The organism is Bradyrhizobium macuxiense, from assembly GCF_001542415.1.
Lineage (GTDB): Bacteria > Pseudomonadota > Alphaproteobacteria > Rhizobiales > Xanthobacteraceae > Bradyrhizobium > Bradyrhizobium macuxiense.
Genome location: NZ_LNCU01000095.1, coordinates 18,647 through 28,978, shown reverse-complemented (window position 1 = coordinate 28,978; position 10,332 = coordinate 18,647). Strand labels below are relative to the sequence as shown.

The 10,332-nt window shown below is 62.0% G+C and carries 15 protein-coding genes; 5 read left to right on the top strand and 10 right to left on the bottom strand.

Features of this window, described 5'->3' with window-relative positions; translation table 11 throughout:
• The 6 genes from tnpC to AS156_RS28495 all read right to left on the bottom strand — a co-directional run.
• Positions 1-977 (bottom strand): IS66 family transposase (tnpC, locus tag AS156_RS28520; RefSeq protein ID WP_136626039.1); only part of this gene is annotated, 977 nt, incomplete at its 3' end.
• Positions 978-1,022: 45 nt separating this feature from the next.
• Positions 1,023-1,349: an IS66 family insertion sequence element accessory protein TnpB gene (gene tnpB, locus AS156_RS41260; protein WP_347336611.1), complete on the bottom strand. Its 327-nt coding sequence runs from the start codon at positions 1,347-1,349 to the stop codon at positions 1,023-1,025.
• 26 nt (positions 1,350-1,375) lie between these two features.
• Complete coding sequence (tnpA, locus tag AS156_RS28515; protein WP_066501300.1) at positions 1,376-1,768, bottom strand: IS66-like element accessory protein TnpA; 393 nt, start codon at positions 1,766-1,768, stop codon at positions 1,376-1,378.
• Between the two features lie 496 nt (positions 1,769-2,264).
• The gene (locus AS156_RS28505; protein WP_066511700.1) at positions 2,265-2,552 is read right to left on the bottom strand and encodes a hypothetical protein; all 288 of its coding nucleotides are present in this window, start codon (positions 2,550-2,552) and stop codon (positions 2,265-2,267) included.
• A gap of 80 nt (positions 2,553-2,632) precedes the next feature.
• Positions 2,633-2,911, bottom strand: a complete 279-nt coding sequence (locus AS156_RS28500) for a hypothetical protein (protein ID WP_066511687.1) — start codon at positions 2,909-2,911, stop codon at positions 2,633-2,635.
• A 268-nt stretch (positions 2,912-3,179) separates the two neighbouring features.
• The gene (locus AS156_RS28495; protein ID WP_136626479.1) at positions 3,180-4,184 is read right to left on the bottom strand and encodes a hypothetical protein; all 1,005 of its coding nucleotides are present in this window, start codon (positions 4,182-4,184) and stop codon (positions 3,180-3,182) included.
• Positions 4,185-4,512: 328 nt separating this feature from the next.
• Here AS156_RS28495 and AS156_RS28490 point away from each other — a divergent pair, with 328 nt between their 5' ends.
• Positions 4,513-4,791 carry a hypothetical protein gene (locus AS156_RS28490; protein ID WP_066511680.1) on the top strand — a complete coding sequence of 93 codons (279 nt, stop codon included), beginning with the start codon at positions 4,513-4,515 and terminating at the stop codon, positions 4,789-4,791.
• A gap of 2 nt (positions 4,792-4,793) precedes the next feature.
• Here the strand turns inward: AS156_RS28490 and AS156_RS28485 are convergent, their stop codons facing one another.
• From AS156_RS28485 to AS156_RS28475, 3 genes are all read right to left on the bottom strand, one after another.
• Positions 4,794-5,144, bottom strand: a complete 351-nt coding sequence (locus AS156_RS28485) for a hypothetical protein (protein WP_066511677.1) — start codon at positions 5,142-5,144, stop codon at positions 4,794-4,796.
• A gap of 4 nt (positions 5,145-5,148) precedes the next feature.
• Entirely contained in the window at positions 5,149-5,685 is a 537-nt protein-coding gene (locus tag AS156_RS28480) for a hypothetical protein (RefSeq protein ID WP_136626478.1), read from the bottom strand.
• A gap of 64 nt (positions 5,686-5,749) precedes the next feature.
• Positions 5,750-6,664 (bottom strand): helix-turn-helix domain-containing protein, encoded by a 915-nt coding sequence (locus tag AS156_RS28475; protein WP_066511672.1) that lies wholly within the window; start codon positions 6,662-6,664, stop codon positions 5,750-5,752.
• Here AS156_RS28475 and AS156_RS43060 point away from each other — a divergent pair.
• Positions 6,663-6,815: a hypothetical protein gene (locus AS156_RS43060; protein ID WP_160331157.1), complete on the top strand. Its 153-nt coding sequence runs from the start codon at positions 6,663-6,665 to the stop codon at positions 6,813-6,815. The two genes, AS156_RS28475 and AS156_RS43060, sit on opposite strands and share 2 nt — an antisense overlap.
• Before the next feature lie 63 nt (positions 6,816-6,878).
• On the opposite strand, the gene AS156_RS28470 is transcribed toward AS156_RS43060, so the two are convergent.
• On the bottom strand, positions 6,879-7,142 hold the full coding sequence (locus tag AS156_RS28470) for a hypothetical protein (protein ID WP_066511669.1): 264 nt from the start codon (positions 7,140-7,142) through the stop codon (positions 6,879-6,881).
• 131 nt (positions 7,143-7,273) lie between these two features.
• Here AS156_RS28470 and AS156_RS28465 point away from each other — a divergent pair, with 131 nt between their 5' ends.
• The 3 genes from AS156_RS28465 to AS156_RS28455 all read left to right on the top strand — a co-directional run bounded on the left by AS156_RS28465 (position 7,274) and on the right by AS156_RS28455 (position 10,310).
• Positions 7,274-7,690 (top strand): hypothetical protein, encoded by a 417-nt coding sequence (locus AS156_RS28465; RefSeq protein ID WP_066511667.1) that lies wholly within the window; start codon positions 7,274-7,276, stop codon positions 7,688-7,690.
• A gap of 59 nt (positions 7,691-7,749) precedes the next feature.
• The gene (locus tag AS156_RS28460) at positions 7,750-8,250 is read left to right on the top strand and encodes a hypothetical protein (RefSeq protein WP_066511665.1); all 501 of its coding nucleotides are present in this window, start codon (positions 7,750-7,752) and stop codon (positions 8,248-8,250) included.
• 380 nt (positions 8,251-8,630) lie between these two features.
• Positions 8,631-10,310, top strand: coding sequence for a recombinase family protein (locus AS156_RS28455; protein WP_066511663.1), 1,680 nt, complete (start codon positions 8,631-8,633; stop codon positions 10,308-10,310).
• Positions 10,311-10,332 lie beyond the last annotated feature (22 nt).

Genomic DNA, 10,332 nt, shown 5'->3' with positions numbered 1-10,332 from the left:
CCGGCGAAGGCGGCCAGATGCTTCCGGGGATGCTCGCCTCGCCGGTCGCTCGAGGCGTAATAGACCGCCGCCGGCGGCGCAGGCCCGGCAAAGGGCCGGTCATCCCGCACATAGGTCCAGATTCGCCCGGTCGTGCACTTGCCCTTCGCCAGGATACGGATGGTGGTGTCGTCGCCATGAAGGCGCTCGGCAGCGAGCACATGGCGTTCGATCAAGTGGAAGAGCGGCATGACGGCGAAGGTCCCGTGGCCGACCTGGTCGGCCAGCGTCGACAACGGCAGGTCGATCCCCTCGCACTTGAAGCGCGCACTCTGGCGGTTGAGCGGGATATGCATGCCGAACTTGTCGAACAGCATCGTCGCCAGCAATTGTGGGCCGATGAAGCCACGCGGCGTGGCATGGAACGGCGCCGGCGGCTGGCTGATCTTCTCGCAATCGCGGCAGGTAAATTTCTCCCGCACCGTCTCGATCAGCTTGAAGCGCCGCGGGATCTCCTCCAGCGTCCCGGTCACGTCCTCACCGATCTTTGCCAGCCGCGATCCACCGCAGCAGGCGCAACTCGTTGGAGCCTCAATGACGATGCGCTCGCGTTCGATGTCATCCGGCCATGGCTTGCGCACCGGCCGCTTGCGCGTGAAGGAGCGGACGTTCTGCGTCTTCGCCGCTGCGGCCTGCGCGGCAAGCTCATCCTCGCTCGCCGTGGTGACGAGCTCTTCGAGCTCCAGCTCCAGCTGCTCGAGCAGCCGCGCCGTGCGTTCGGAGCGCTGCCCATAAAGTTCGCGTTTCAGCTTCTCGATGCGCAACTCGAGATGCGCGATCAGCGCCTCGGTGTCCGACAGTTTCGCCTGCGCATTCGCGGCTTGCGCCTGCCAGTTGGCGGCCTTCGCTTCGGCCTTCTGGCGCGCCTCACGCTCGGCCTGCAGCGCCGCCAGGGCACTCTCAAGGTCGGAGGGAAGATCGTTCGGCTTCAACGTCATGAAGCCATCGAATCACATCAGGCCAAATATTCAATCGCAAAAATGCTATCCACTCCGCGCCGGGCGCCATGTCTCTTGCGGATGGCGCCAGTCAATTCCCGACAGAAGATAGCTGAGTTGCGCAGGCGATATCGTGACGACTCCCGCCGCAGCCGACGGCCAAACAAACTTTCCGCGCTCGAGCCTTTTCGTAAAAAGACATGCCCCCTGGCCGTCATGCCAAATCGCCTTCACCAGCGAACCGCTGCGACCCCGGAAGACGAACAAATGTCCCGCGAAAGGATCGAGTTTCAACACCTCCTGCACCCGCAGCGCCAGTGACGGAAACCCACATCGCATGTCCGTATAACCCGTCGCCAGCCATACGCGCACGCCTTGACCTGACGGGAGCGCTATCGTCACAACGTCTCAAGCCCCCGCACGACGCAAAGTAACACTGAGACATCGACGCCGCGGTCGACGATCACGCGCCGGCCGTTCAGGCTCACAATCTCCATCCGGCCTGCTCCACTCGATCTCGGCGGCCCTGCCACTGGCGACGACGCTTCCGCCACCACCGCCACGAACCCCTCGGGCGAGACCGCGCCGAAATGCCCGGCTCGCGCGGCGTTACGCCAGTCCGCCAACTGCGAGCGCGTGATCCCGTACTTGCGGGCTGTCGCCGATCCCAAGCGCCGTCCTGAGTAGCTCTCTGCGACAATCCGCATCTTCGCCGCGTCGCTGAAGCGACGCCGACCGCCCGTTTCGACGATCTCAAGCCGGCCGACCGATCTGTCCGTATAGACGTCCATACAGACGATTTCTGACTTGTTCGCCAAAATTCACAAGCACGCCAGCCGCGGTTCCCGTCGGAGGGATACGGATAGGCCGATGAGCAGCCTAGAACAGACATGGCGAGCATGGCGGGGGCTTTCCCGGGCCGACCGGGCGCGGTTCCTGAGCCTGTTGCGAGAGGCATACAGCCGGGAGCGCCAGGCGACTGTGGCGGCTAACGGCGGCACCCGTGGTGCCACGGTATCCAGTCTCGGGGAATTGGCGCTGACCGGCGCCGACCTCCAACGGCTTCGGCCGTAAACGGTCACTGGTGCGGCGTAAATCACCGGCCCGATCTCCGACAGCGGCCGACCGGGAAAACGCGGGTAAACAGCTTTACGGGGCCGGTAAGCGGTTCGCCGTGGCGCGGACCCGATCTAGGGGGCGGACGTCAGCTTCTGACGGCCACGCGGAAGTCTCATCATCGGTCGGGGTATTGCCGCCCGTGACCCGAGCCAGACGATCCGTTGTGCACTATGAGCGGCCTTTGGCGGCATCAATTTCGGCCCGAATGGCCTTGCGCACGTCAATCAGCAGCAGGTTTTGGGCTTCGAATGGGTCTTGGGATTGCGCAACGAACGATACCTTAGGCAAGACAACGGTAAGTGCACGCACAATGGCAAATTGTTCTGTTGCGTGTTCGTCGGTGTCAGGCTCGGCGATCAAGGCCATCTTTTTCATAATCTCCCAAATACCGGGAGAGTAGCTCTCCAAGGCCACGATTGCTTCGTGGATCTGCTCGTCGGTGTAGTACGTGCCCATGAGAATGACTTGCCAGCCGATCAACGCTGCACTGTAATCGCCAACACGATAATCACAAACTCTGATGTTGGAGACGTCGGTTATACAGGGTAGCGCCACTTCAACGCACGGCGCAGGAAAAGCAAAGCCACGATGATCACAAGAACCGCCAACCAAAGGAAAGCTGGGACCGGCGATTGAGTGTCAATACGAGCGATGTACAGCACTAGAGCCAATAGGATCGCTACCAGCGCGTTCGACACCCAGTACAACGGTGAGCGCCAAATTCCTGTTGCTGCAAGTTCAGCAGTTCGTTCGCGCGCTCGTGCTACGCGCCACCAACAAAAGCCGCAAACCGCCAGGGCAATGATCCAGTCCATTCCCTATCCTGATCGCAAATAATCTTGTAAATAGTCTTGGTCAAACGGCTCAAATTGCATCAATCCAACGCCACGTTCGGGCCAAGCGCCAGACTTCGCCTTTTGGCCCAACTCAGACCTCCGTTGAGGTCCGTCATTCCGCCGCACAGCGGACTCACGAGTGCCTTTGGTGAGAAACGGCTCCCGGCGGACGGGCTGCATAGGATCACCCGCCCGCCGGGCCGCGCCGCCATGACCATGCCAGCATGCAGCGGCGCATCGGTGAAGGTCATGGGCCGACGTGGCGGACAACGCCGGCCAGACCTTCGTCCTCGCGCGGGATCGGCGGCGGCGCGAGCACCCATTCGATTTGCAGAAGCGCGAGCGGATTGATATCGGCCCGATGATTAATGGGTAAGCCCTGCTTCTTTGCGAGATCGATCAAGGCACATTCCTCGCGCTCGGTGGCCAAGATGTCGGCAAGCACCTTCATCTCCTGCTCAGCGCGCGCCTTGGCGTTGAGCGCGGCATCATCGTCGGCGCACTCGTCGATCTCGCGATCAAGTTGCTCGATCAGCCGGTCCCGGAACAGCCACGCGAACAAGGCCAGCGTGTCGGGCATCTGCGCGAAGCCGACCGCACCGGCGCTGTTGTGAACATCGACGCGGTGCGTTGCCAGCGGCCAACGGACATCCTCGGCGTACTCGATAGAACTGGTCGCGTCGGGCCGGCCTCGCTCGGCCAGCGTCTCAACTTGTTCGATCATCGCCCGTTTGCGATCTACGCTCGGATATGGCGCGCATCGTGTCCGCTGCAAGTCGGCTTGCAGTTCGCGCAACCGGCGGCGGCGCGCTTCGATCGCGCCGAGGACATCTCCGCCCTTGACCGGCGGCGGCTCAACCTCGACCATCCTACCGACTGTCCCGGTAGGACGGGCGGCAATCGCCGCATCGATGTTGCGGAGCAGTTCGCCGATACGCTGGCTTTCCGCATTTCGCGGCTCTTGCGCGGCAAGCAGCCGGTTGAGATCGCCGCGCGCCCGGTCCAGCCGCGCTCGCTCGCTGACGACCCGAAAATCGTTGCTGTCGAGATCGGCACCGCCCTGGCCGCGCGGCCTTTGCAATTCCGCGATACGAGCCTCGATCTTGAGGACTTCGAGGCGCACGGCTTGCTCCTCCGCGAAGGCGTTGCGATACAGCAGCGTCAGTTCTTCGAGCCGGAGCTTCATGCCCTCGACCCGCTCGTGCGCAGCCGGCGGCAGGACGCCGCCCAGCGGATCGCCGATCACCATCATCCCGGGCATGGGACTGGCGACAACGTTGCCGGTGGGTGACGCCGGCACGCTCTCGTTCTTGAACGGTGACGGCCTGCCGCCGAAACCGGTGTGCTGAAACTGATTTGCCATGGGCGTCCTCGCGCTCGATTAACCGACGGCGATAATCGCGCAGACCGTTTGCAACGAATACGCGGAGCTTATTGCAAAGATCGAGTGACGACCTCGAACAGGATCAGCGGCAAATCCTCTCGAATGGCTGCTTGAAGCCGACCGCTGGAAGGCGGTCGGCGGCGGGTTCGATAACGTCAATACGTTCCTCGACAGCATCAAACTCGACAGCTTCCGCATGGTGGCCGAGAGCCGCAAGCGGATCGCGACCCGGATCAAGGAGCTTCAACCGGAGGCATCCAACCGGCAGGTTGCGAAGTTGCTGGGCGCGAGCCACCAGACCGTCAACAATGATGTCGGTGGCAAAGACTTGCCATCGGCAGCGAAAAAACAAAGCGATACCAGTGCCGACGAACTGGACGGTGGCAATAATTCGCCACCGCCATCCACCAGCGGCGCGGCGGCGGCGAAGATCATCGACCGCCGAGATCGGAAATCGACCGGCAAGTCCCGCTAACGTTAGCGGGAGAGAATGCCATTGATCAGCCGCACGCATGGCGCGCGCCCACCTCGAAATTGCAAAATCCGCCAGATCAACACTCGTCGACGATCGCCGTGCCTGCATTCAACGTCGCCGCGCGTCCGCGCCCACGTCGATCCGGCATAGCGTTGCAAGTCCGCGTGTATTGCCCTGGCCTGCGCATTGCGGGTGCCGGGATAGAACGCGGCCAACTCGCGGATTGCGTCGTCGCTCTGACGAAGCGCCGCCCGCGTTGCCAAGCTTCTTTGGCCGGGCGCGACCCGAAGGGCGCCGGCGAGTTGGCAGAGATCGTCCGCCGAGAGTGCGCTGAGATCAATCCGGACCGTCATGGCGCTACAGCCCGTCAGGAGCTTCGTCGCCGGAATAGGTAATTCGCGCGGTGGCGGGTTGCACAAAGTCGCCGTTTGCAAGCCGCATGCGCACCGCCTTCACTCGATCCGGGAGTTTCAGCAGCGAGTTGACGTGACCGAGATCGACATCAACCAGCGCCTCAAGAATTTCGGAAATGCTTGGCCGGAAGCGAGCGAAGCGACGTAGGTTGCGGAACGCGGTAACCAGCCGCAGACGTGACACGGGCTCAGTCGCGATCTCGGCCACCGCGATCTCGACAAAGGCCGACAGGTCGTCCCTGCCGGGAAAGGCGAGCAACAACATGCCGAGTTGCTGCTTGATCTCGGCTGATGTCGCAGCGGCGCAGGCCGGTTTCAGGCCGGCGAGCAGTCGCTGGTACTCTTCGTTCGCGAGCATGGCTTCGCCCTCGGCGATCGCCGACCGCAACTCGCTTTCCCGAAGCCGATCGGTGCGTTCCATCAGACAGTTTTGCAGGCGCGAACTCACCCAATACGATTTCTGCCGCGCGCTTTGCACCATGGTGATCAACTCGACGCTGACCGCGCCGCGATTGCGCGTGCCACGCGCGTCGGGCTTAATGATCTCATTCATTTGCATCCTCCTCGGAGCCGCCGAGCAGGCCGCACTGCTGCATGAGCCGCTCGGTCTGTGTTTGGGAACGCACCGCTGGCTCGTCGAGCCAGCATTTCTTATTCAGCCATGTGGCTGGGTGCTTGGTGAATTTGGGTTCCTGGCCGCTGCGTTCGTCGGCATATCGCTGTGCGCCGGCAAGCAGTTCGCCCGCCGTTGCCTCGCCGTTGCCGATGATCCGCGCGTAGGCTTTCTCCGCCTCGCCTTTCGCCTTGTGTTTCGGATAGGCGCGATAGAATTCGTCGAAGGCATCCGCGTCGTGCTGGCGACCGTTTGCGCGATGGTGTTTCCGCAGGTTCCGTCCTGAGCGATCACTAACGTGAGCGCCATTGCGGTGATCACTCTCGCGCGCTTGCGCGCGGATAGAGATACTTCCTTGGTTCTTCTTCCTTGGTTCTTCTTCTTGGTTCTTCTTATTGGTTGGGGCGACATGGGTGTCGCCTTTTCCTGCACCAAATGTCGCCTTTTCGCGCACCAAATGTCGCCTATTGCTGCACGGGATGTCGCCTTTTCCCTCCTCAATAGGCGACATGGGTGTCGTGTTTTCAGCCTCAATAGGCGACATGGGTGTCGCCTTTTCCTCCAGCCGATAGGTGCTCGCTTGGTTCGGGCCGTGGCCCGGAATGACGATCAGGCCGAGTGGCCGCAGGATGTCGAGAAGCCGCTGGACGGTGCGCACCGTGACGGCGAGATCGTCGGCCAACCTGTCTTGCGACGGACGCGCGTCCCGGCTTTCCCGGTTCATGTACTTGAACGCGATCAGGTAGGCGAGTTTGAGTGCCTGTGCCGGGATGTCGCGCGCACTGACATGCTCCATGAACGCGGCGCGCGTCTTGTTGAAGTCGGCGGCGGTGCTGGTGTGCGACATGGCGGCGACCTCGCTTGCGTTTGCAAGGACCCGGCGCTATATCGGCAACGCGATGACTGCTGCCGACCTCGCCGGGTCGGATTTTGAACGCCACCCTTTCACCGAGGGTGGCGTTTCTCGTTTCAGGACCAACGCCGCCGCCGGTGCCTGAAACGTTTCGGCCTCTTGCTGAGGCCTACTGTTGTTGAGCGTCGCCCTTGGGCGCGTCTATGCGTTATGCGCTGGCTTCGGCGCCCGGCGCAGCCTTGCGCGGTCGGCGCCGCTTCGTCGGGCTCGGCCCGCGCAACAGGCGCTTGACCTCGGCATCCCACTTCCGCTTCGGCACCAGCAGAAACCGGCCATGCCGCTCGACTGGTATCTGCCTGAGTGCCACGGCGCGGTACGACTGCGCGCGGGAGAGGCCGAGCGGCTCGCCGGCGGCCTCCACAGTGTAGAAAAACTTTTTGCGGATCATGCGGCTGATCGCTGCGCCCTGCATGGGGACCTCCTCAAACAATCAATCCTAGACGAATTTGTATGTACCCTAGAAGTGGGGTATCGACAACGTTATCCTAGGTGCTTAGTATCGTCTCGCTTCATATCGTCCAATTTCAGGAAGCTTCAAGCCCGATGGCGCCCCGATCAAAAAAGCAGAAGGCTATCCCGGCGTACAAACGCGGGCGCGAGTTCAAGGTGATTTTGCCGCCGGATGTGTCCGAGCGGATCGAGCGGCAGGCGAGAGAGGAAGGCCGGCCGCAGAGCCGGATCATTGTCTACGATTTGAGCCGCATTCCGTATCTCGAAGCGCAGACCCAGCTTGGGGTACTGGTTAGGGACATGGAGACCCTTCTTTTGCGGCAAGAGGCGCGGACGATCACCGCCGAGCTTACCGACGACTTGTTGGCTACGCTGCGCGAAATGACAAAGGCGGACGCCGATGGAAACATGGGCGCGCTACGCGCGAAGGTCGCCAAGGTGCGCGTGATCCTAAGCGCGATGGAGAAGCACGGCGCGATCAAGGAGAATGAGCCGGCCCGAAGACGCTAGGGACGTCGCCGCTGCGATCGTCGTGGTGCCGGACGCCCCGGAAACATCGGGAAGCCATCATGACAAAGACCGTCGATATCGTTGCCGCGCTCGGCCAGATGCAGGGCCTTACCATCGAGCAGATGTTTGCCCGCCTCGGCGAGCAATTTCCGGATGCCGGTCTCGATCAGATCGAAGCAGCATTTAAGATCGCCGCGAGCGACGCGGACGAAACAGCGCGCCGGTTGCAGCGCGAAGCCGCCGCCTTGGAAGGGATGGGCGAACTGCTCGATGGTATGCCGAAAGGCACCACGGTGCGGCAGGCGGCCGAGATCAAGGCTAAGCGCGGCGATCAATTGGCGATCGCGTTTCTCGCGCACATCAATTCGCCTGAGGTTCGCATCGGCGAGGCGCTTTGGCGCGCCGCATGCGAAGCTGATCCGCGCTGGTCGAAGCGCGGCGAAGGGGCTTATGCGTGGAAGGGCAAGGGCGAGCCGCCGAGCGGCGAGATGATGATCGAATGGTTTCAGACGACGCACCCGACCGAGGCGCGGCGGATCGAGGCCGAGGTCGGCGGATAGATCGCGCCTGATGCGCCGCCGATAGCCCCCGGGCGCCCCGGGGCAAATCAGCGGCGCAAATCGGAGCGAACAGGCCCCGAGGGGGCCGAAACCCGACCTAAAAAGCGTCGGTTTTGTCGCAAGATGCGGGAATTGTTGCCTTTTTTGGTGATTTCCCGCAGGTCCGACCGAGTTTCGTATGCGTCGCCGCCGCCCATCTTCCCGAAAATCCGAAGGGGAGAGGCGGCCGGACAAAATCCGGCCGCTCGACCCCTCCGATCCGCGCAATCCCGATCATCCGAGCCACGAGAAGCAATGGCTCGAATTGGCGGCAGAGCTAGGAAGGATGGCAGCGGACGAAGATTGGGATCGATTGCACAACCGAACTGGCGGCCAAGAAGATGGGAAAGCAAAAGACGGCGGTTATCTACGCAAGGTTTAGCTCCGATTTGCAGCGAGACCGCTCGATCGATGATCAGGTGACGCTTTGCGAGCAAATCGCGCGGCGAGAAGGATACAGGATCGTCGAGGTGTTCAGTGATCGCGCCAAGTCAGGCGCGAGCATGTTTGAGCGCGACGGCCTGCTGGCGCTGATGACCGCCGCAAAGAAGCGCGCCTTTGATGCCGTGCTCACCGAAAGCCTTTCGCGCTTGTCACGCGATCCGGAAGATACCGCCGCGATCTTCAAGCGGCTTCGCTTCAATGACATCACGATCTTTGACCAGAACGGAGCGGTCACTGACATCCACGCCAGCATCGGCGGCATCGTCAATTCGATGTTTCTCAAAAATCTGGCCGACAACGTTCGCCGCCATCACAGTGGGCGCGCCCGCGAAGGAAAATTCCCCGGTGCGCTCACCTATGGTTATCGGTGCATTCCCGGCAAACCGGGAGAGCGCGAGATTGACGAAGCGCAAGCCGCGATCGTGCGACGCATCTTTCAGGAGTATGTGGATGGCAAACCCGCGCGCCAGATCGCGGCCGATCTGACCCGCGAGGGCATCCCATCACCGAGCGGCGGCCAGTATTGGAACCATCAAACTCTAGTTAGCGGGACGAAGGGGCGGCGGGGGATGCTCGGAAACCGTCTCTACGTTGGCGAGATCGTTTGGAATTCGAACCGAACCATCCGCAATCCGGAAACTGGAAAGCGGACGCAGCGGAAGGCAAATCCGGACGATCAAATCGTCACGAGCGTCCCGCATCTGCGGATTATCGATCAGGAGCTATGGCAGCGCGTGCATGCGCTTTGCGATCAGCGCGCGACCAAGTTTGGACATGATCGACGGGCAGGCGTGCGGCGCGGCCAATATAAGGACCATCTCTTGTCCGGCTTGCTCTGCTGCGGAGTTTGCGGCGGCAACATGCGGGTCTATCAGGTTACGGCCAAGGGCGGCGGCCGGGTGGCTTGCGCCGCCGCGATCCAGAAGGGCACATGCACGCACCGCAAAAGCTACTACCTTTCTGGCTTGGAGGCGGCGGTGCTGGACGGCATGAAGGCCAACCTCGCAAACCCGAAGGCCTTGATCGAATACACCCGGGCCTATCACGCGCGATGGGCCGAGCGACAGCGGGAGATTTCGACGGACCGGGCCGGGGCCCAAAAACAGCTTAACAAGCTGACGGTACAGATTGACCGCTACGTGACCGCAATCGGCGACAGCGACGAGCCCGTCAAGGCGATGATGGAGCGGCTCAACAAGCTGGAAGCGGAGCGGGCGGCGTTGGAGGCGAGGCTTGAGGCGACGGCGGCCGAGAGCAACGTCATTACCCTGCATCCGGCGGCCATCGACAAGCTGGCCTCAAATGTCGAGGTCATGCATGCCGCCCTGAGCGATGCTGCGCGGATTGGCGCCGACCCGACCAAAGCCGCCCGGTATCGGAGCGCCTTCCGGAGCCTGTTTGATCGGTTTCTGGTACAGCCTACCCCGCGCCGGCATGCCTATGAGGTTACGCCGATGGCCCGCCTTTCGGTCATTTTGGGGGTCGATCTATTCCCCAAAACCCGGAGCGCGAAAGAAATGTTGGCGGAGCAAGGGGTTAATATGCCGCTTGTGGCAAATGAGACAATTCCCACCTGATATCAATATGGTGACGATGAGA